We start from the raw sequence: 21042 nt of genomic DNA, 5'->3' as shown, positions 1-21042 counted from the left end.
GCCGAGGTGCACCTCCTTCGAACACTGTCACGGCGTTCAGGCCGCCGCGGGGCGCATCTCGATCCCGCGCGGATGGCGCAGCCGCGACACGCCCGTGGCAAGAAGAACCACCAGCGACATCCCGACGGCTGCCACATAGCCGGTGGTGTAGAGGGATTCCTTCGGCAAACCGGTCGCGGCGTCGGTGCCGGAACCGAGCACGGCGGAGATCACCGCCGAACCGAATGCGAACCCGATGGCCATCGCGGTGCCTCCCATACCAGAGGCCATTCCCGCCTTGTCCTCCGGGACGGCGTACTGCGGGACCGCGAACCCGCCGCTGTATCCGGCCCGGCTGCCGAGCCCGATGATCGCGGAACCGACGAGGTAGTGCCACGGCTGGCCGTGCGCCACAGCGAGCCACAGGAAACCCGCCGCCGACACGAGACCGCCGAACACGAGAACCACTCCGGGCCGTCCCTTCGCGACGAACTTCTCGGCAGCGGCCCCGCTGGCGAACATCGACAACGCGAACGGCAACATCAACAGGCTCGATTTCAACGCGTCGTATCCGAGCCCGTATCCCGCCGCGGCCGGGGTTTGCGTGTAGTAGGTCACCAGCAGCAGCAACGCGCCGTCCGTCGCGCCGAAAAGCCCGACCGACAGGCACGAGGCGGAAACGTAAGGCTTCTTCAGCAGGCCGACGTCGAAGACCGACGTCGAGGACCGGCGTTCCGCCACTGCCCAGACCACACCGGCGACGACGCCCGCCGCCAGCAGAATGTAGGGCAGGCTCCCGGTCCAGACCGTGCCCTGCGAGAGGGCGAGGAGAACCAGGCCGAGCCACCCGATCATCCACGCAGTTCCGAGCACCCCCATGCGGCCGCGGGACGTCGCCCGTTCCGCCGGGAGGACAGCCACGAGCGCAACAGTCGTCAGCGCCAGCACCGCCGCCATCGCGTAGAAGAAGGTGTCGACGGAGAAGTACTTGACCAGCACTCCGCCGCCGGTCAAACCCAGGACCACGCCGATTCCGCTCGCGATGATGGACACGCGCACCGCGACGCCGATCGCGCTCCCCGGCAGCAGCCGCCGCAGGAAAACAAGCGGGAGCAGCATCGAACCGCTGCCCAAGCCCATCAGCGCTGCCCCGGCGACCAACGCCGGGTAGGCATGGCCGACCGCGGCGACCAGCGCGCCGACAGTCATCACGACACCCGAAGCCAGCGCCGTCGTGCGGTCCCCGCGCAAATCCGACAGGCGCGGGATCAGCACGAAACCCGCGCCGGAGGCCAGCGTCATCGCGGTGAAAACCCAGGCCCCGGACGCGACGCTGAGGTGATACTGCTCCTGCATGTCCGGCAGCAAGGGCGGCAGCATGAACGCGATCGCATTTGTCACGGTCCCGAGGAATCCCGCCACGGCAATGAGCAACCAGCGGGCCGGCTCCCTTCCGGTGCCGATTCTCGCCGGCATTCCGACCGCATCGTTGAGGTCTGTCATCCGTTTCTCCCGTAGTCAGTTGTCGGACCGAGCCGCACGCACTTCCTGCGCTCGGCGGTGCGAGCGGGCCGCGTTCTCGCGTGGTTGGCGAGGCTGCGCACCGCCTGGCTGCTTCCCGGAGGCCTGCCGATCGGCTCCCTCCGCGTCGATCAGGGCAGCGATGTCAGCCGCCGCCCGTTCCCCTGCGACGACCGCGCCCTCCATCGAGCCGGGCCACGCCGGAGACGCCTCCGAACCGGCGAAGTGCAACCGCCCGGCCGGTGCGGCGTAGCCCGGCCCGCAGGTGGTGAGCAGCCCGGGCGACCAGATCGGGATGCAGCCGGACGTCCAGCGCTCCTCGGTCCAGTTCATCTCGTGGTACTCGTCGGGGCGCAGCGCCTGGTCGCCGAAAGCACGGGCCAGGCCGGCGAGGACTGCCTCGCGACGCTGCTCGGGGTCGCCAGGCATGGGATCGGGCAGATCCGCGCTGATCCCGCCATCGGCGCGCGCGAAGCCGACGAGTGCACCCTGCCGTTCCTCCGGCGGAGTGTCGTCCCAGGTCAGCATCAACGGTCCGGCATCGCTCATGCTCGCGCCGCTCAGTCCCTGACGACGCCAGAACGGTTCCGGATAGGTCACATGGACCTTGTAGGCGTGCGCCATCGACATCCGCTCGCCGATGGTCCGCTGGGGAAGCGGCAACTGCGGATCGATCTGGATGCCGGCCCGGTCCGGAGGGCTCATCGCGAGGACTACGCGGCGTGCGCGATGCGTGCCGGCCGGCGTGTCGACCTCGACCCCGTCGTCGTGCTGGCGGATCGCCAGGATCGGGGAACCCAAGGCGACCCGGTCGCCGAGGTCCGCGGCCATCCGGTGGCTCAGCTCGGCCGACCCGCCGGCGAACGAACGCTCGGCGCCGCCGGACAACGACGCGAGAAGCGTCTCCACCCCGCCGATCAGGTTCAAGTGACGGACGACGAACAGCAAGGACAGGTCGCCCGGACGCGATCCCAGCGTCAACGCGCCGATGATCGCCCAGAGCGTGCGCGCTGTCGCCGTCTTGGTGCTGCGCCGGACCCAGGACTCGAAAGTGAGCGCGTCCAGCTTCTCTGCCTCTGGCGTCGCCAGCGCGTCGGCGCGGGGAGCGCGTTTGCACAGCCGGCCCAGCCGGACCAGGGACTGCGCGAAGTCCGCTGATCCGAGCGGGTCGGCGATCCACGGCATCGATCCGTCGAACTTGAGCACGCGACCGCGGCGCTCGAACACCGCTTTGCCGCGCTCGTTGTGCGGCCAAGTCGGCACGCCGAGTTCTTCTCCCAGCGCGATGAGCCTCGTGTACTCAGGCCCGACCAGCTGTCCGCCTTCCTCGGCGAACCGCCCGTTCCCGAGCTGGTGGACCTTGGTGCGCCCGCCGACCCGGTCACGAGCTTCGAGCACTCGAAGGGACGTGACGCCCGCCTGGCTGAGACGACGCGCCGCAACGAGCCCGGACAGACCGGCCCCGACCACGATGACGTCGACCGTAGCGTTCTCGCGTTCCATGAATTCCTCGCTCTGCACCCAGACCTTCTGTCGCCGTTCACTGTCGTGACCGGGGTCACCCCGGCACTACGGCAACACCCACCGGCTGCGGCTCGGCGGTGGTGCACTGTTCACCAGGGCCGTCGGGCAACCAGACACCGCCGGGCAGAACGGGCACCGGCCATCCGCGTGATCGATTCGGCGCGCTCTGATAGTCACTGCGGCCGGGAGCAGAAGCAGCCAGGGCCGCCGAAACCTCGGCGTCGTATGAGCACCGGCCACACGGTCAGCCCCAGGAACAAGCCGCGGCTCGGGCAGACGGTCCGCCATCGCACCGACACAGCCGACCAGCGTTGAACCCCGGCACAAGGGGCTGCCAGCAACATTCCGCAACATCTCCGGCTGCCCCAGCTACACAGAACCCCCGACCCGGCGATGTGCCCGGAATGTGCTCCGGAGCCGACGCAGAGCCCGGTACAGAACGTCATCAATGGTCATTCGCGCATCCCCAAAACCGCGCTCGACCTGCATAATTGATACAGTTAGAAACAATTTCGAATTTACCGAAACTCAACTTTAATCCGCAGCCCTGGGTTCGAGCCCCAAACAATCGACTCCGATGAACGTGCCGTGGAACCGCATACTCAGGTCGTCCGCGAGGTCTACACCGGCGGCATTTCGCCAGACGCGGTGAAAAGCACTTCTCGTGCCGACAACTGCTGGCCAGTCAGCAGCACATTGCGGCACCCCGGTCGCTGAGATTGCGGGCGTACGCGACGAAGACACTCGCGCGCTGCGGGACGGCCGGAGCGGCGCAGTCACGCGTCTCGTACGTCCAGCCTTCGTCGGTCAGCCGCACGCATGCGGAGTGGTCAGCGGGCGAGCCAGGGAGCGAGCAACTTCTCCAGATCAGCATCCGACAACGCCCGCGGACCCCCGTGAAACTCGTGCCACCGCGAAGCATCCCGCGCCGCCGTGTAGTCCACCTCGAACGCCCGCATCAGCACGTACATGAACGTCACCGAACTGAACCGCTCACCCAACAGAGTCCGCGCCTCGCGCGCCACCTCAGTAGCGCCACGACCCACCACATCGGCGAGCCGCAGCTCCTCCGCAGCCGGCTCCAACAGGCTGGGGGCATACATCACGACAAACACTCCATCATCGAAACCAACAACTCAGCCTTCAGCAGCCAACTGGCCACACGCCGCCGCAATATCCTGGCCACGCGTATCCCGCACCGTGCACGCAACACCGCCAGCGTTCACCAGGCGGACAAACTCCCGCTCCACCGGCTTCGGCGACGCATCCCACTTCGAACCCGGCGTCGGATTCAACGGAATCACATTCACATGCACCAACTGGCCCAAATGCTTCCGCAGCCGCTTCGCCAGCAACTCCGCTCGCCACGGCTGGTCATTGATGTCCCGGATCAACGCGTACTCGATCGACACCCTACGACCAGAAGTGTCCGCGTAATACCGGGCTGCGGACAGCACCTCGTCCACCGACCACCGGTTGTTCACCGGCACCAGAGTGTCCCGCAGCTCATCGTCCGGCGTATGCAATGACACCGCCAGCCGGACCTGCATCTTCTCGTCCGCCAGCTTCCGGATCGCCGGAGCCAAACCCACCGTCGACACCGTCACCGAACGCTGACCGATGCCGAGTCCGCCCGGAGCCGGATCAGTGATCCGACGCACCGCGGCCACCACACGCTTGTAGTTCGCCAGCGGTTCGCCCATGCCCATGAAGACGATGTTCGACAGCCGGCCCGGGCCGCCGGGCATGGAGCCGTCGCGCATGACCGCGGCGGCGTCGCGGACCTGGTCCACGATCTCCGCGGTCGAGAGGTTGCGGTCGAGACCGCCCTGGCCGGTCGCGCAGAACGGGCACGCCATGCCGCAGCCGGCCTGGCTGGAGATGCACAGCGTCGCGCGGTCCGGGTAGCGCATGAGGACGCTTTCCAGCAGCGTCCCGTCGTGCGCGCGCCACAGGGTCTTGCGGGTCGCGCCGCCGTCCGCGGCCAGTGCGCGCACCTCGGTGAGCAGCGGCGGCATCAGGTCGGCGACGAGCTTCTCGCGCGAGGCGGCCGGGATGTCGGTCATTTCCGCCGGGTCGACGGTGAGCCGCGAAAAGTAGTGGTTCGACAGCTGCTTGGCGCGGAACGCCTTCTCCCCCAGTTCGACGACGGCCTCGGCTCGCTCGGCCACCGTGAGGTCGGCGAGATGGCGCGGCGGCAGGCCGCGCTTGGGCGCGTCGAAAACAAGAGGGAGGGCAGTCATGACCGATCAAGTGTCTCATACGCGCGAACCCGCCGCTCCTCCCCCTCGGGAGCGGGCGGGCGAACCGGGTCAGCGGCAGGCATCGGCGCGATCCGGCGGGCGGGTCGCCGGAACGGCGGGCGACGAAGGACGGGCGCGTTTCAACGGAAAAACACCCTACGAAAGTCGGATTGCCTGCTGCTTTCCGGAGTGAATTCCCTTATAGTCGACGCCGGGCGCACAAATAATCGACCGGCGTAGAAACATCCGCCGCGGCACTTCGGCGGCGGAATACCGCCGTTAGTCGGTAGTCGCCGCAAACTTCGCGCGCGTAGCGTTCCCGGCGCATCTCCCCCTTCCCCACCGGCCCGGGAATTCCCCGGGCCGGCCGGGCTTCCCCGTTGGAGGATCCCGTGAAAGTGCGTTCTTCGATTCTGCGCGCAATAGCGGCGGTCGCGACCGCCGCGGCCGCCGCGCTCGCCGTTCCCGCCGCCGCGGACGCGGGCGAAACGAACATCTCCATGCAGGCCCAGCAGAAAGACCAGTGGTGCTGGGACGCCAGCGGCAACACCATCGCCGCGTTCTGGGGCTATTCCCTGACCCAGACCCGGTTCTGCCAGATCGCGCACAACGAGTCCGGCAGCGACTGCGCGAACAACCAGGGCTATCTCAGCGATCAGCAAAGAGTTTTCCGCTACCTCGGGTTCCGCAGCGTCGGCACCTACAATTCCAACGGCTACCGGCTCTCCTTCTCCGGCATCAAGAACCAGATCGACGCCGGGCAGCCCATCGGCACCCGGATCGGCTGGACGTCCGGCGGCGGCCACATGCACGTCCTCTACGGCTACGACGACTCCAACGGCCGCAGCATCGTCGAATACGGCGACCCGTGGCCCTCGAACAACCGCTACAACTCGATGAACTACAGCACCTACGTCTCCAACAACCAATTCGCCTGGACCCACACCGTCTACGGAATGGTGGGCTGACTCATGCTGCGAACCATCCTCCGCACCACCGTCGCATCGGGAGCCATCGCCGCTGCCGTGTTCGCCGCGAACCCGGCGTCGGCCGCGCAGTCGCCGACCGGGCCGTCCGCCTCGGACACCGCCGCGATCTCCGGCCTGCTCGCCAGCCCGGACACCGCCTCCCGCCTCGCGCACACGAAGTTCCCCGGTGCGGCTCCCGCGGCCGCGCACGCCACCCGCGCCGCGGCTGACGCGAGCACGCAGATCCCGGTCTACGAACCGACCGCAGCCTTCATCAACGGCGAATCCGACGTGCCGGCCGCCCTGGCCTACGTCGCGTCCCCGGCCCACCTCGCCGACGGCCGCGTCGCGACCGTGTGGGCACAGCCGAGCAAGGCCGGGTGGCAGGTCATCAACGTCGCGTCCGGCAACGACGAACAGGCCCACGCGGCGGCCGCGCACGGCGGCTACCTGCTGCACGAACCGCAGGTCAACGCGTGGTACTCGGTCAACGGCGACACCGTGACCGTCCTGGACGGCGCGGTCTCCGGCGTGCCGGCGGGCACCCGCGTCACCTTGGCGGCCTACCGGGCCGAACTGCAGAAACGCTACGGCGACAAGCTGCCCGGCTCGACCTACGACAAGACCGGCGCGGGCGGCGGCTACGCAGTCGCGGTCCCGAACACCGACGGGGACGGAAGCCCGGCCACCGCACTCGCCATCGGCGGGGCGGCCGCGGCTGCCGCGGGCGGCGCGTTCCTCCTGCGCCGCCGCTCCCAGCACAGCAAGTGATCCCTCGGCGGCAGGGGTCTGCCCCTGCCGCCGATCACTGGCCGCGGTCGAGAGACGCGGCCCATCGATCCGCCCACGACACGAGCGGCCGCAGCGCGTCGAACGCCTCGCGGCCCAGCGTCGTCAACGCGTAGTGCGATTCGTCGGTCTGGTGCACCAAGCCGGCCTCGCCGAGTTCGACCAAGCGTTGCCGCAGGACACTCGAAGACATCCCGTCGCACCGTTGCTGCAATGCACGAAACCCGAGGGTGCCGACCTGTAGTTCCCACACGATCCGCAGGCACCACCGCCGCCCGAAGAGGTCGAGCGCGGCCATCAGCGGACGGCCGGTCGTGGAGCCCCGGACCGGCTGTCCCGGCTTCGGCGTCGCCATCCGCGCCTCCTTGTGCTTCGATTTTCGAAACACTAACATCGGCCGCCATGATTCGATTTCCGAAGCAGGTCTGCACCGCGCTCGGCATCGACGTGCCCGTCGCGCAGGCCCCGATCGGCTCCGCGGCGACCCCGGCGCTCGCCGCCGCGGTCTCGAACGCGGGCGGTCTGGGGACGCTCGCGCTCACCTGGACCGACCCGGACGAGGCAGTCCGCCGGATCCGCGAGGTGCGCCGCCGCACCGACCGTCCGTTCGCGGTCAACCTCGTGCTCGACTTCCCGATCGACGACGTGCTCGACGCCTGCCTCGCCGAGGAAGTCCCGATCGTCTCGACGTTCTGGGGCGACCCCGCCAAGGTCGCCGCACGCGTCAAGGACGCGCAGCTGATCCACACCGCGGGCTCGGTCGCCGAAGCGCGACAAGCGGCGGAGGCAGGCGTCGACGTCGTGGTCGCGCAAGGCTGGGAAGCGGGCGGACACGTCCGCGGCCAGGCGTCGACGCTCGTGCTGGTGCCCGCCGTCGTGGATGCGGTCGCTCCGATTCCCGTGCTCGCCGCAGGCGGAATCGCCGACCGCCGCGGGCTCGCCGCGGTGCTCGCTCTCGGCGCGCAAGGCGGCTGGCTGGGCACCCGTTTCCTGACCGCGACCGAAGCAGCGACCCACGATTCCTACCGCGAAGCCGTCCTCGCCGCGGACCTCGAGGACGCCGTCCACACCCGCTGTTTCGACGGCGGTTGGCCCGATGCGCCGCACCGCGCCCTGCGCAATTCGACACTGACGCGATGGGAAGCAGCGGGCGAACCACGCGCGGAACGCCCTGGCGAAGGCGACGTCGTGGCAACGGACGCGGCCGGGAATCCGTGGCATCGCTACGACGACATGATCCCGGTGCCGGGGATGACCGGAGACCTCGAAGCTTTGGCGCACTACGCCGGTCAATCCGCGGGGTTGCTCCGAAACATCGCTCCAGCAGCCGAAATCGTCGCGGACCTCGTCGGCTGAGCCTGCTCCACGTCCGCCGGAAGCTCGACCGGCTGCCGCAGCGCGTCGAGCACCGCGTTCACCGCCGCGCGCCGCGGCGATCCGCACCGGGTGACCGCGACGATCGTGCGCGTCACCGGCGTTGCCAGCGCTTTCGTCGCGACCCGGTACCGCGGGTCCACCGCCAGCCCGGGCAGCAACGCGATCGACAGCCCGGCTTCGACGTGCTGCAACGTCATCAGGTAGTTGCTGAACCGGCACACCACGCGCGGTTCGAATCCCGATTCGCGGCAAAGCCGCAGCGTCAGATTCGCCATGTAGGACGGGGGAATGTCGAGCGCCCACGGTTCGCCCGCGTAGTCCGCGAGCACCGCGGGCCCGGGCGGCTCCGGCCGGTCGAGCGCGGTGACCAGCACGATCGGGTCGGTCGCCAGCCGGATGATCTCGAGGTCGGGGCCGAGCGGCAGGTCGGCGAAGTCGGTCGTGGTGATGACGACGTCGCTGTCGCCCGCCCGCAGCGCCGGGACGCTCTCGTGCGGTTCCCGTTCCGCCAGTTCGGTTTCCAGCCGCGGATAGGTCTGCGCGAGACGGGTCGCGGCGGGTACGGCGAAGGTGTGGATCGCGCTCTGGAACGCGCCGATCCGCACGAGCCCGGCCGGTTCGCCGCCGCGCAGTTCGGCCTCGACCGCGTCGAGATGATCGAGGATCGCGCGTGCCTGCCGGGCCAGTTTCTCCCCGGCCGGAGTCAGCCGGACGCGGCGACCGGTGCGTTCCAGCAGCCGGGTGCGGGTTTCGGTCTCCAGCAACGCGAGCTGATGCGACACCGTGGAAGCGCTGAGATTCACGTCCTGCGCCACCGCGCGCACCGTGCCCAGCACCGCGAGCCGGCTCAGCAGCCGCAGCCGCCAGGGGTTCAGCATGCCCCCATCGTTGTTCGATGCCATCGCACAGGCAAGCGGAAACTGTGAGATGGACGCGGCGCTCGGCCCGGCCTTACCGTCGAAGCCATGGCCACCGACACCTTCTGGTCCGACGTCGACCGGCACCTCGTCCGCTACGCCGGCCCCGGCTCGTTCACCGGCGAGATCATCGACCGCGCCGAGGGCAGTTTCGTCTTCACCGAGGACGGGCGGCGGATCCTCGACTTCACGTCCGGGCAGATGAGCGCGATCCTCGGGCACGCGCATCCGGAAATCGTCGAGACCGTCCGGAAACAGGCCGCGAAGCTCGACCATCTGTTCAGCGGGATGCTGAGCCGTCCCGTGGTCGACCTCGCGCGGCGGCTCGCCGAAACGCTGCCGGACCCGCTGGAAAAAGCGCTGCTGCTCACCACCGGCGCCGAGTCCAACGAGGCCGCGCTGCGGATGGCCAAGCTGGTGACGGGCAAGCACGAGATCGTCTCGTTCGCCCGGTCCTGGCACGGGATGACGCAGGCCGCGGCGAGCGCCACCTACAGCGCGGGCCGCAAGGGCTACGGCCCCGGCGCACCCGGCAACTTCGCCATCCCGGTGCCCGGCGCGGACTGGGAACACCAGCTGGATCTCGCATTCGACCTGATCGACGCGCAGTCGGTCGGCAGCCTCGCCGCGTGCCTGGTGGAGCCGATCCTCAGCTCCGGCGGAATCCTCGTGCCCCCGCCGGGCTATTTCCAGGCCCTGCAACGGAAATGCCGGGAACGCGGCATGCTGCTGATCCTCGACGAAGCACAGACCGGGTTGTGCCGCACCGGAACCTGGTACGCCTTCGAGCACGACGGCGTGGTACCGGACATCCTCACGGTGTCCAAAACGCTCGGTGCCGGACTGCCGCTCGCCGCCGTGCTGACGAGCGCGGAAATCGAGCAGGAAGCCCACGAACGCGGGTACCTGTTCTTCACCACGCACGTCTCTGACCCGCTTCCCGCCGCGGTCGGGAACACCGTGCTGGACGTGCTGATCCGCGACCGCCTCGACGAACGCGCCCGCGACCTCGGCGCCCGGCTGCGCACCGGACTGGACGAAATCGCGACGCGGCACGAGGCGGTCGGCGAGATCCGCGGCCGGGGACTGCTCGCCGGACTGGAACTGAGCGGCGGCGGCCCGGACACGGACAAACTCGGCGCGCGCGTGACGCAGCGGTGCCTCGAACTCGGGCTGCACATGAACATCGTGCAACTGCCCGGCATGGGCGGGGTGTTCCGGATCGCGCCGCCGCTGACCGCCTCCGGCAGCGAGATCGACCTCGGACTGTCCATTCTGGACGAGGCGATCGGGGACGTCTCGTAGCTCAGCGCGGAATGCGGCCCGCGAGGACGACTGCGCAGGTCCTGGCCCCCGGGTCGGTGTTCTCGATCGTGCCCGCCGGGTACCGGCGATGTCGGGGATCGGCTTGACCGACGGGTTCTTGAACATGCCGAAGCAGCCTTTGAGATCGACCTCGGAGATGATGACGCCGGATCCGCTGCCTTGGCACCAGCGGCCGACGGTCTTGGCCGCGGCGCCGCTCTTCTGGCTGAGTTCGGGCACGTCAGAGGGCTTCAGCAGGCTGCACGGGTCGGTGCTCGCGAGCGGGGCGCCGGTCTTGCCGTCCGGCGCATCGATTCCCCCAGGAGTTCGGTCTGAGCAGGGACAGTGCGGCACCCGGAGTCCGGTTCCCCCTACTCGTCCCGGTTCAGGGGTGGGTCCCGCCGATCGCCGCGATTAGCGTGCGCGGGGTCAACGCTGCTGCCCGGGGGGTGGGGAATGCGATCCAAAGCGACCGTCCTGATACTCGTTCTGACGCTGCTCGGCACCACACCGGCCGCGGCCGGCGCCAGGACCGTCGCCCTGGACGGTCTTTCCCGCCCGGTCGACCTGCTCGTCGACAAGTGGGGCGTCCCGCACATCTACGCCGCCAACACCGCGGACCTGTTCTACGCACAGGGATTCACCGTCGCCCGCGACCGGCTCTTCCAGCTCGACACCTGGCGCCGCCGGGGACTCGGGTTGCTCAGCGAAGTCCTCGGCGAGTCCTATGTGGACCAAGACCGCGCCGCCCGGCTTTTCCTCTACCGCGGCGACATGCAGAAAGAATGGGCTTCCTACGGTCCCGAAGCCAAACTCGCCGCCACCCGCTTCGCCGAGGGGATCAACTCCTACATCGACTGGCTCGCCAAACACCCCGAAGCCGCCCCGCCGGAGTTCGGCAAGCTCGGCTACCAGCCGTCGCGGTGGCAGCCCGAGGACGTGGTCCGCATCCGCACGCACGCGATCGGCGAGAACCTCATGTGGGAGGTCGCCCGCGCGCAAATGGTGTGCCAGGCCGGGCCGGACGCGAGCAGATACCTCCGCAGCCTGCACCCCGACCACGAGGCCGCGGCGCCCGAAGGCCTCGACCCCTGTTCCGTCCCCGGCGACGTGCTTTCCGTGTACAACAAGGCAACCGCGGCCGTCACGTTCCCGAAGGGCGTCGCCGGGCCGAAGGACATCGCCGACGCCACGAGCGGCAGCAACTCGTGGGCGATCGGCCCGGGCCGCACCGCCACCGGACGGCCGATCCTCGCCAACGACCCGCACCGCGGCGCCGACGCGTTGCCGTCCGGCCGCTATGTCGCCCAGCTTTCCGCGCCCGGCCTGAACCTCACCGGCGCGGGCGAGCCGTGGAACCCGGGCATCGCCATCGGGCACAACGATTCCGTCGCGTTCGGGCTGACGAACCTGCCGGTCGACCAGACCGACCTCTACGTCTACGATCTCGACCCCGCCGACCACAGCCGGTACCGCTACCGCGGCGGCTGGGAGCCGATCACCAAGGTCACCGAAACGATCCCGGTGCTCGGCGGCCGGCCGGCGACCCGCGAACTGTCCTTCACCCGGCACGGCCCGATCGTGAAGGTCGACGAAGCAGCCAACCGGGCGTTCGCCGTGCGCACCGCGTGGACCGAACCGGGCAGCGCGGCCTACCTCGGCAGCCTGAACTACCAGCGGGCCCGCAACTTCACCGAGTTCACCGCCGGAATGCGCACGTGGGGCGTGCCCGGATCGAACCTCGTCTACGCCGACGTCCACGGCGACATCGGCTACGTCCCCGGCGCGCTGACCCCGCGCCGCACCGGGGCCGGATACGACGGCCTGCTGCCCGTCCCCGGTGACGGGCGCTACGAGTGGAGCGGCTTCTACGCCAACTCCGAACTCCCCTGGCAGCACAATCCGCCCGCCGGATTCTTCGCCTCCGCCAACGACTACAACCTCCCGCCGGGCTTCCCCGTGGTGTCGAACTACGAATGGCAGCTGCCGTACCGCAAGGAGCGGATCGACGAGCTGATCAAGTCCGCGCCGCGCGCCCGCGTCGCCGATTCGCTCGCCATCCAGCGCGACGAGAAGTCTCTGCTGGCCACCCGGCTCGTCCCGTTCCTGCGAAACCTCTCCGCCACCGATCCGGACACCGCGAAGGCGCTCGATCTGCTGCGCGGTTTCGACGGCGTCGCCTCAGTCGATTCCGCACCCGCCGCGCTGTACGAAACGTGGCTGCTGAAGTACCTCCACAGCGGCTGGGCGCACGCGATGCTCCCGCAAGCCGCCGCGGATGTCCTGTCCCGCACCATCAATCCGGATTTCAGCCTCGTGCTCGCCTCCTTCGCCGACCCGGACGCGTGGTTCGGCCCCGGCGGCGCGGCCAAGCGCGACAAGCTGATCCTCGACACCCTCCCGCTCGCTTTCCGCGACGTCGCCGGAAAACTCGGCGGCGACCCGGGGAAGTGGCGCTGGGGCTCGCTGCAGTACCAGGAGTTCGTGCACCCGGCTGGGGGCCCGAACGTCGGCCCGACCCCGGTCGGCGGCGACTACCAGACCGTCCACCCGTCGTTCTTCCACCCGCTCACCTACCAGCAGATCATCGGTGCGACCTTCAAGATGGCGCTCGACGTCGGCGACTGGGACGCGTCGCGGGCGATCAACGCACCCGGCCAGTCCGGCGATCCGCGCAGCCCGCACTACCGCGACCTGAACGACCTGTGGGCGTCCGGCGGCTCGTTCCCCCTGCTGTCGAGCCGCTCGGCCGTCGAACGCAACCTCGACACCCGGATCCGGCTGGTCCCGAGGTTCACTTCGGGAACGTAGCCCGCATCCGGACGAGCGGGAACGCCGCGCAAGCCAGCAGCACGGCGCAGGCGGACTGCAGCAGCAGGAACCAGAGCGGGCACGCGCCCGGGATCAGATCGACGCCGACGAGCGCGATCGGCGCGACCACCGAGATGAGCCGGGCCCGCTCGTAAGCGCGGCGCGAGCCCCGCGCCGCGAGCGTGACCAGCCAGTACATGATCGCTGCGCTGACCGGCACCAGTGCGGACCGCGTCCACATGAAGCCGGACGCCGGGCCGTCGGCGGCAGCCAGCGCGACGATCGTGCCGAAGACGGCCGCGCCCATCGCCCCGTAGGCCACGACGAACCCCTTCACGAGGCCGAACGGACGCTGGGCGGCGGTTCCGGTGGTGCGTTCGATGGTCTGCATCGCTGTTCTCCCTTGTGGTTTCCCGTTGTGCCAGCAACGCTAGGAAGCCGCGGCCGGACCCGGTATGGGTCTGGCCGCACAAGGGGGTGGGGCTGGACCCACTCCTGTCCCGCGGCGGCGGGAATCCGGCGTTTCGTGGTGCACAGTGGACCGCGAAGCCGGATGGACAGGGGGAAGAAACGATGCGACAGCTACGGTCCTGGGTGCGCGACTGCGGGGTGGGATTCGTCCGCGCCGCCCAAGCAGCGGGCGTGGCCCTGCTGATCCCGGCCGTGTGGGCGGCCGCGGTCGGCTTGTGGCAGCTGTGGGGCGGCAGCCCCTGGTCATGGATCGCGCCGTTCATCTGGGCGGGGATCGGGACGCTGGCGCTGGCGAAGCCGGTCTGCCGGATGACGCGGACCATGGTCGCGAACTGGACCGGCATCGCCCTGCCGCCCGGATACCGCAAGCTGCCGCCGATCACCCAGCTCTCGACCGGATACTGGTGGAACGGCCACTCCTACTCGCGCACCAGGGAAGAGGCCCGGCGCGAGCAGCGCTTGAAGAACTGGCGCTACGACCCGGCGACCTGGCGGGACCTGCGGTTCGCCCTGATCGCGCCGGTCTCGTTCGGCCTGGTCGCGCTCGTGCCGCTGCTCGGTGTCGTCGCGGCGGTGCTGACCATGGTGAACCTTCCGGGCGGATACCTCGCCGGCCTGCTGGTCACGATCGCGACCGCGCCGTACGCCTGGCGGAGCGTCATCCCGGTGGCCACGCGGTTCCTGGGCGCGTCCGCCACGATGGAACTGGCCGACCGGGTCGACACGCTGACCGCGTTGCGCGCGGACACCACCATCGCGCAAGCCGCGGAAATCCGCCGCATCGAACGGGATCTGCACGACGGAGCACAAGCCCGGCTCGTCGCGCTCGGCCTCGCGCTGGCGACGGCGGAGAAGCTGATGGAGACGAATCCCGAGCAGGCCAAGGAATTGCTGCGCGACGCCCGCGCCGGTGCGGCCACGTCGCTCACCGAACTGCGCGAGCTGGTCCGCGGCATCAGCCCGCCGGTGCTGAACGAACGCGGTCTTGCCGACGCGGTCCGCGCGATGGCGATGGATCTGCCGCTCGACGTGACGGTCGAAGCAGATTTGCCGCAGCCGCTCGATCCGCCGATCGAATCCGCGCTGTACTTCGGAATCGCGGAGTTGCTCGCCAACACGGTGAAGCACGCGCATGCGTCGCACGTGCAGGTTTCCCTTTTACAGGAGGGGAATCGGCTGTGCGCCGCGGTCGAGGACGACGGCCTCGGCGGGGCCGAAATCCACCCGGACGGCGGACTCGGCGGATTGCGCCGCCGTCTCGCGGTCTTCGACGGCACGCTGGAGGTCACCAGCCCGGAAGGCGGTCCGACGCGAGCGTGGATGATGGTGCCATGCGCATCGTCGTAGCCGAAGACCTCTACCTGCTGCGAGACGGATTGGTCCGGCTCCTCCAGGCCTACGGCCACGAGGTGGTGGCGACCGCGACGACCGGCCCGGAAACCGTCGCCGTCCTGCGGGAGCACCGGCCGGACGTCGCCGTGGTCGACGTCCGCATGCCGCCGACGCAAACCGACGAGGGCCTGCGTGCGGTTCTCGCCGCGCGCCGCGAGACGCCCGGGCTGCCGGTGCTGATCCTGTCGCAGCACGTCGAGCAGCTCTACGCCCGCGAACTGCTGGTCGACGGGGCCAGCGGCGTCGGATATCTGTTGAAGGACAGCGTTTTCGAGGCCGAGCAGTTCATCGACGCGCTCGAACGCGTCGCGGCGGGCGGCACGGCGATGGACCCGGCGGTGATCTCGAAGCTGCTCACCAGCGGGGCGCCGGACCAGCGCCTCGGCTCGCTGACCGAGCGCGAACGTTCGGTGCTGGAGCTGATGGCGGAAGGCCTGTCGAACGCGGAGATCGCCCGGCGGCTGTTCCTGAGCGAAAGCGCGATCAGCAAGTACACGACGTCGCTGTTCGGCAAACTCGGCATCACCGACGACGACACCGGAAACCGGCGCGTCCTGGCGGTGCTGACGTACCTCAACTCGTGAGTGCTGATCACGGTGAGAACCGCGATCAGCACTCACGACGGGGTCAGTTGACCAGATCGCCGAAGCGCCGCAGCGTCTCTTCCGCGCCCAGTGCCTGGGTGATCGAGTGCAGGTCCGGGCTGCGGGTCGACCCGGTGATCGCGATCCGGATGATCTGCGACGCCTCGCGGATCGAACCCGGGTAGGCGTCCGGGTCCTTCTTGTATTCCTTGGCGTTCTTGGCGAATCCGTGCTTCGCCGCGACCTCGCGGATCTGCTGGAACCACTCCTGGCCGTCGTCGAGCTGCTGGTACGCCGACACGAAGTCCGACGCCACCGCGCGCACGACGTCCGCCGGAACGCCCAGCGCCGCGATCCGCTCGTCGTCGGGACCGGTCGCCGCCTGGTGCAGCTGCGGGAAGAAGAACCCGTAGACGGCGCGGAACTCGCTCCACTTCTTCAGGTCCTTGCGCGGGTTCTCGACGCCCTCGCGCTCCACCGCCAGCGCGCGCAGCGCCAGCTCGCGCGAGGACTCGAGGACCGCCTTCAGCTCCGGGTCGAACCGCTCGGCCCACTCCAGCACCGACGCGAGGATCTCCTCGCCGGACAGCGTCGCGACGTAGTCGGCGGCGAGGTCGTCCAGCTTCACCAGGTCCACGAGCGGGCCGGCGACGCCGCACTCGTCGAGGTTGATCGGCGCGTCGAGCGCTTCGGGCAGCGGCATCTCGGCGAGCCGTCCGTTCGCCAGGCCGCGCAGGTAGTACAGCACCGCTGGGACCGGGTAGCCGGCTTCGAGGTAGAAGTCGACGGAGGCTTCCGGGTCCTTGCGCTTGGACAGCTTCCGCTTGCTGCCGCCCTCCTGCTTCATCAGCGGCGCGATGTGCGCGTACTGGATCGGCTCGAAGCCGAGCGCCTCGAAGAGCTGCTGGTGCGTCGGCACCGAGGAGATCCACTCGTCGCCGCGGATCACGAGGTTCACCCGCATCAGGTGGTCGTCGACCGCGTGCGCGAAGTGGTAGGTCGGCAGCCGCGGGCTCTGGTCGGAGCTCTTGAGGATCACCACGTCGTTGCGGTTGGCCTCGGCCTCGATGGTGCCGCGGATGGCGTCGGTGAAGCGCACGCGCTGACCGGTGTCGTCGGGCGCGCGGAAGCGGACCACCCACGGCTCGCCCGCGTCGAGCTTCGCCTGCACGTCGGCCGGGTCGGCGTCGCGCCAGATCGCCCACGAGCCGTAGTAGCCCGTCGGAAGCTTCGTCGCCTGCTGCCGCGCAGTGATGGACGCCAGTTCGTCCTTCGTCGCGAAGTCGATGTACGCGCGGCCTTCGCGCAGAAGGTGCCGTACGTAGGTGAGGTAGATCTGCTCGCGCTCGGACTGCCGGTACGGCCCGTACTCGCCGCCGCGCACCGCGTCCTCGTCGGCCTGCAGCCCGAAGTACGCGAAGCCGCGTTCGAACTGCTCCAGCGCGCCCTCGACCTCGCGCGACTGGTCGGTGTCTTCGACGCGTACCAGGTAGCGCCCCTCGGAACGACGCGCGACGTCCTGGTCGATCGTCGCGACGTAGATGCCGCCGATGTGCACGAAGCCGGTCGGCGACGGGCCGAACCGGGTCACCTTCGCGCCGTCGGGCAGCTGCCGGGCCGGATAGCGCTGTTCCCAGTGCTCAGGCTCGGGCAGATCCGCGGGGAACAGGGCGTCGATGACCGCACGGTCCAGCATCGGAGGTCGGGTCTCCCAGGTCGTTCGGGTGTTTTCGCTAGTGCTTCGAGTATCGCCGACCGCCGTCTTCCCCGGTCGGTCAGGTCCCCGGGTCGCCGCTGTGGTTGTCGGCACGGTTGCCAACCGACCGTTTCCGATATATCGTGAACGTGTCGCAACAGTTCGAGAAAGGAAACCAAGACCATGAACCGACGACGACACCCCTTCCCCGGCGGACGCTCGTTCCCCGGCGGACATCACGAACACGGAGAACACGACGAGCGCGGACGCTCCTCGTTCGGCCCGTGGGGCCGGGAATTCGGCGAGTTCGCCTTCGGGCCTGGCGGTCGCGGACGCCGCGGCCACGGTCCGGGCGGACGCCGCGGCTCCCGGCGCGGCAGGCGCGGCGACGTGCGGGCGGCGATCCTCACCCTGCTCGCGGAACAGCCGCGGCACGGGTACGAGATCATCCGCGAGATCGGCGAGCGCAGCGGCGGGCTCTGGAAGCCCAGCCCCGGCTCGATCTACCCGACCCTGCAGATGCTGGCCGACGAAGGCCTGGTCGTGAGCCGAGACGAGAGCGGCAAGAAGCTCTTCGAGCTCACCGACGAGGGCCGCAGCACCGCCGAACAGCAGACCGGCACCCCGCCGTGGGAGCACTTCACCGACGACGTCGAACCGGTCGAGCACGACCTGCGCAAGGCAGGCGCGACGCTCGCCGCGGCGGTCGTGCAGGTGATGCGCGCGGGCAGCGAGAACCAGCAGGCCCGCGCGGTGGACGTGCTCAACGAGGCACGCCGGTCGATCTACTCGATCCTTGGCGAGGTCGAGGAGTCCGAGGATTCGGCCGAGTCCGGAGAGGCAGCCGAGTGACCGGGCAGGACGAGGCCGGTGGGTTTGACGCGGCAATGCACGCGATAACCCACCGGCAGCGTCACCTCGCCCGATCCCGGGTTCAAGCGGCGCGTGTCAGCGATTGCCCGCTTCGCGACCTTCGCGCTGAACTCGATCTTCAACACTGATTCCGCCGCGGCGAAGTCCGCGAAGCGCCAACGCGTGCGTACGCGCCGGCAGTTGAAGCCGTGCGCGGCGAAGAACCGTTCCACCGCAGGCGGGTCGTAGTGCGGCAAGTCCGCGCGCATCCACCCGCCGTACGGCTCGCTGGTCACGTCGAGGTCGACGATCATGATCGATCCTCCGGGCCGCAGCACCCGTTCCGCTTCGCGCAACCCCGGTTCGCATCCAGGGCCGAAGAAATACGCGGTGCGCGCGTGCACGATGTCCACACTGGCGTCGTCCGCGGGCAGCCGCTGCGCCCGTCCCAAGCGGACCCGCACGTTCTCCAGATCCCGCACCCGTCGCTCCGCGTCCCGCGCGAGCGGCGGGTGCGGTTCGATTCCGAGCACCGAACGCGCGTCCTCGGCGAAGAGCGGCAGGTGGTATCCGTCACCGCAGCCGAGATCGAGCACGTCGAGACCGGTCCAGTCGCGCTCTTCGCGCAGTACGCGCCAGATCTCGCCGTCCGCGTCCTGCGCCCGGTTCTCCACGTCGTAAACGTGCTGGTAGTACCAGATGTTCGGGCTGGGAACGACTTCCTCGGACGCCGCCGGACCGCGGAACAACCAGCGCACGGCACTCCTTTCCGGTCCCGGGGCTCCGACCGGCGCGGCAGCTTTCCCGCTCAGAGCGTAGAACGCCGCTCCGCCGAATAGACTTCACCCTCTCGGGGAGGAGAACGCATGTCGACCGACTGGCAACTCGCCCGCACGCTCCCGGCAGGCCTGCCCTGCTGGGTCGAGGTGGCGTGCCACGACGAAGCCCGGACCCAGGACTTCTACTCCCGCCTTTTCGGCTGGGAATACGAAACCCGGCGCGATCCCGCGGCGCCGACCGGCCGGTACTCCATCGCCTCGTGCGACGGAGTGGCCGCCGGCGGTCTGTACCAAGCCGGGGCCCGCAGCGCGCCCGGCTGGACGCTGCAGCTCGCGGTGCCGCACACGGCGAGCGCCGCCGAATGGGTGGAACACCTCGGCGGGCAGGTGACGCTCGGGCCGATCGCGATCCCCGAGCGCGGCAGCATCCTGCACGCGATCGACGCGTGCGGCGCGCCGGTGGTGTTCTGGGAAGCCCCGCCGGACTGGCAGTTCGCGGGCGGCGTGCCCAACACGTTCAGCGGCGCGGACCTCAACACGCACGACGGCGTGGCCGCGGATCACTTCTACACCAAGCTGTTCAACTACTCGAGCCGTCAGGTCGGCGACGGCGAAAGCGTTGACTATGCCGAATATTCCATTGAGCACACGGCGGTGCTGTACCGCTACGTGATGGGGCCCGAATACCGCCGGGACACTCCCCCGCACTGGCTCGTGTACTTCGAGATCGACCCCGCGCGCGGCACGGACGCGGCGGCGGGCGAGGCGCTGATGCTGGGCGGTTCGGTGGTGATCGAACCGTACGACACCCCGTTCGGCCGCACCGCGATCCTCGCCGATCCGGACGGCGCGGTGTTCGCGGTGATCGACCACTCGCGGGCGCTGGAAGACGTGGGCCGCGCCGAGGTCGACGACCCGTACGACGACTGAGGACTCAGGCCGGAACGAAGGCCGACAGCAGCAGCCACGACACGACGGCCGAAGGCAGCAGCGAGTCGAGGCGGTCCATGATGCCGCCGTGGCCGGGCAGCAGCGTGCCCATGTCCTTGATGCCGAGGTCGCGTTTGATGAGCGATTCGACGAGGTCGCCGAGCGTCGCGGTGAGCACGATGGCCGCGCCGAAGATGACGCCCTGCCAGGCGTGGCCGTCCAGCATCAGGCTGATCGTGAGCACGCCCGCGACGATGCCCGCGATCATCGAACCGGCGAAGCCTTCCCAGGACTTCTTCGGGCTGATCGTGGGAGCCATCGGATGCTTGCCGCCGAGCACGCCGGCGATGTAGCCGCCGGTGTCGGAGGCGACCACGGCGATCAGGAAGGTGAGCACGCGCCCGACGCCGTCGTGCGGCGGCACGAGCATGGCCGCGAACGCGCCGAACAACGGCAGGTACGCGGCGGCGAAAACGGAAGCGCTGACGTCGCGCACGTAGCCCTTCGCGCCGCCGGGCAACCGCCACAGGAGGCAGGCGAGCACGGTGAGCACGAACGCGGTGAGCGCGCCTTCCCGGCCGAACGGCCAGGCAAGCCAGATCATCGCCTGCCCGCCGACGAGCACCGGGATCAGCGCGACCTTGGTGTCCGCGACCCGGCGCAGGACGCCGGAGAACTCGAACGTGCCGACCGCGATCGCGGCGGCGATGACCCCGATGAAGAGGAACCGGACGGTGAGCAGGGAAACGATGATCGCGGCCCCGAGCAGCAGCCCGACGCCGATCGCCGCGGGAAGGTTGCGCCCGGCCCGGGACGCCTTCTTCTCCGGTTCGGCTTTCGCGCCGTCCCCGGGTTCGCCCTTGGCCGGCCCGCCGGCCGGAACGCCTTTCACGGAGCCGCCTTC

General features: G+C 69.5%; 19 protein-coding genes. 9 read left to right on the top strand and 10 right to left on the bottom strand.

From position 1 onward, the window contains the following. Positions 1 to 36: 36 nt before the first annotated feature. The 4 genes from H4281_RS37955 to rlmN all read right to left on the bottom strand — a co-directional run bounded on the left by H4281_RS37955 (position 37) and on the right by rlmN (position 5267). Positions 37 to 1380 carry an MFS transporter gene (locus tag H4281_RS37955; RefSeq protein WP_182895672.1) on the bottom strand — a complete coding sequence of 448 codons (1344 nt, stop codon included), beginning with the start codon at positions 1378 to 1380 and terminating at the stop codon, positions 37 to 39. Between the two features lie 117 nt (positions 1381 to 1497). Continuing rightward, a complete protein-coding gene (locus tag H4281_RS37950) occupies positions 1498 to 3021 on the bottom strand; it encodes a flavin monoamine oxidase family protein (RefSeq protein WP_182895671.1) in 1524 nt (507 codons plus the stop codon). 833 nt (positions 3022 to 3854) lie between these two features. Continuing rightward, positions 3855 to 4130, bottom strand: a complete 276-nt coding sequence (locus H4281_RS37945) for a hypothetical protein (protein WP_312872254.1) — start codon at positions 4128 to 4130, stop codon at positions 3855 to 3857. A gap of 30 nt (positions 4131 to 4160) precedes the next feature. After that, positions 4161 to 5267, bottom strand: a complete 1107-nt coding sequence (gene rlmN, locus H4281_RS37940) for a dual-specificity RNA methyltransferase RlmN (protein ID WP_182895670.1) — start codon at positions 5265 to 5267, stop codon at positions 4161 to 4163. A gap of 398 nt (positions 5268 to 5665) precedes the next feature. On the opposite strand from rlmN, the gene H4281_RS37935 reads away from it, so the two are divergent. Continuing rightward, entirely contained in the window at positions 5666 to 6235 is a 570-nt protein-coding gene (locus H4281_RS37935) for a papain-like cysteine protease family protein (RefSeq protein ID WP_446680398.1), read from the top strand. A 3-nt stretch (positions 6236 to 6238) separates the two neighbouring features. Then, positions 6239 to 7006 carry a hypothetical protein gene (locus H4281_RS37930; protein WP_182895668.1) on the top strand — a complete coding sequence of 256 codons (768 nt, stop codon included), beginning with the start codon at positions 6239 to 6241 and terminating at the stop codon, positions 7004 to 7006. Between the two features lie 34 nt (positions 7007 to 7040). On the opposite strand, the gene H4281_RS37925 is transcribed toward H4281_RS37930, so the two are convergent. Beyond that, positions 7041 to 7379 (bottom strand): winged helix-turn-helix transcriptional regulator, encoded by a 339-nt coding sequence (locus H4281_RS37925; protein WP_182895667.1) that lies wholly within the window; start codon positions 7377 to 7379, stop codon positions 7041 to 7043. A gap of 47 nt (positions 7380 to 7426) precedes the next feature. Here H4281_RS37925 and H4281_RS37920 point away from each other — a divergent pair, with 47 nt between their 5' ends. Further along, on the top strand, positions 7427 to 8380 hold the full coding sequence (locus H4281_RS37920) for an NAD(P)H-dependent flavin oxidoreductase (protein ID WP_182895666.1): 954 nt from the start codon (positions 7427 to 7429) through the stop codon (positions 8378 to 8380). Here H4281_RS37920 and H4281_RS37915 read toward each other — a convergent pair. Further along, the gene (locus H4281_RS37915) at positions 8314 to 9279 is read right to left on the bottom strand and encodes a LysR family transcriptional regulator (protein WP_182895665.1); all 966 of its coding nucleotides are present in this window, start codon (positions 9277 to 9279) and stop codon (positions 8314 to 8316) included. The genes H4281_RS37920 and H4281_RS37915 overlap by 67 nt on opposite strands. A gap of 87 nt (positions 9280 to 9366) precedes the next feature. On the opposite strand from H4281_RS37915, the gene H4281_RS37910 reads away from it, so the two are divergent. Continuing rightward, positions 9367 to 10623: an aspartate aminotransferase family protein gene (locus tag H4281_RS37910; RefSeq protein WP_182895664.1), complete on the top strand. Its 1257-nt coding sequence runs from the start codon at positions 9367 to 9369 to the stop codon at positions 10621 to 10623. Positions 10624 to 11079: 456 nt separating this feature from the next. Further along, entirely contained in the window at positions 11080 to 13434 is a 2355-nt protein-coding gene (locus H4281_RS37905) for a penicillin acylase family protein (RefSeq protein ID WP_182895663.1), read from the top strand. Here the strand turns inward: H4281_RS37905 and H4281_RS37900 are convergent. Then, on the bottom strand, positions 13418 to 13825 hold the full coding sequence (locus tag H4281_RS37900; RefSeq protein WP_182895662.1) for a hypothetical protein: 408 nt from the start codon (positions 13823 to 13825) through the stop codon (positions 13418 to 13420). The two genes, H4281_RS37905 and H4281_RS37900, sit on opposite strands and share 17 nt — an antisense overlap. A gap of 182 nt (positions 13826 to 14007) precedes the next feature. On the opposite strand from H4281_RS37900, the gene H4281_RS37895 reads away from it, so the two are divergent. Further along, positions 14008 to 15252: a sensor histidine kinase gene (locus H4281_RS37895; protein WP_182895661.1), complete on the top strand. Its 1245-nt coding sequence runs from the start codon at positions 14008 to 14010 to the stop codon at positions 15250 to 15252. Continuing rightward, positions 15237 to 15881, top strand: a complete 645-nt coding sequence (locus H4281_RS37890) for a response regulator transcription factor (protein WP_182895660.1) — start codon at positions 15237 to 15239, stop codon at positions 15879 to 15881. The genes H4281_RS37895 and H4281_RS37890 overlap by 16 nt, the downstream gene beginning before the upstream one ends. Before the next feature lie 43 nt (positions 15882 to 15924). Here H4281_RS37890 and H4281_RS37885 read toward each other — a convergent pair whose 3' ends face one another. Next, positions 15925 to 17577, bottom strand: coding sequence for a glutamate--tRNA ligase (locus H4281_RS37885; protein WP_182895659.1), 1653 nt, complete (start codon positions 17575 to 17577; stop codon positions 15925 to 15927). 183 nt (positions 17578 to 17760) lie between these two features. On the opposite strand from H4281_RS37885, the gene H4281_RS37880 reads away from it, so the two are divergent. Further along, the gene (locus tag H4281_RS37880; protein ID WP_182895658.1) at positions 17761 to 18429 is read left to right on the top strand and encodes a PadR family transcriptional regulator; all 669 of its coding nucleotides are present in this window, start codon (positions 17761 to 17763) and stop codon (positions 18427 to 18429) included. On the opposite strand, the gene H4281_RS37875 is transcribed toward H4281_RS37880, so the two are convergent. Further along, positions 18363 to 19187: a class I SAM-dependent methyltransferase gene (locus tag H4281_RS37875; RefSeq protein WP_237598514.1), complete on the bottom strand. Its 825-nt coding sequence runs from the start codon at positions 19185 to 19187 to the stop codon at positions 18363 to 18365. The two genes, H4281_RS37880 and H4281_RS37875, sit on opposite strands and share 67 nt — an antisense overlap. 108 nt (positions 19188 to 19295) lie before the next feature. On the opposite strand from H4281_RS37875, the gene H4281_RS37870 reads away from it, so the two are divergent. Continuing rightward, complete coding sequence (locus tag H4281_RS37870) at positions 19296 to 20138, top strand: VOC family protein (RefSeq protein WP_182895657.1); 843 nt, start codon at positions 19296 to 19298, stop codon at positions 20136 to 20138. Positions 20139 to 20142: 4 nt separating this feature from the next. Here the strand turns inward: H4281_RS37870 and H4281_RS37865 are convergent, their stop codons facing one another. Beyond that, positions 20143 to 21030: a phosphatidate cytidylyltransferase gene (locus H4281_RS37865; protein WP_237601018.1), complete on the bottom strand. Its 888-nt coding sequence runs from the start codon at positions 21028 to 21030 to the stop codon at positions 20143 to 20145. Between the last annotated feature and the right edge of the window lie 12 nt (positions 21031 to 21042).

The sequence above is a fragment of the Amycolatopsis dendrobii genome (genome assembly GCF_014145675.1).
GTDB lineage: Bacteria > Actinomycetota > Actinomycetes > Mycobacteriales > Pseudonocardiaceae > Amycolatopsis > Amycolatopsis dendrobii.
This window is presented reverse-complemented; position numbering and strand designations above follow the sequence as displayed.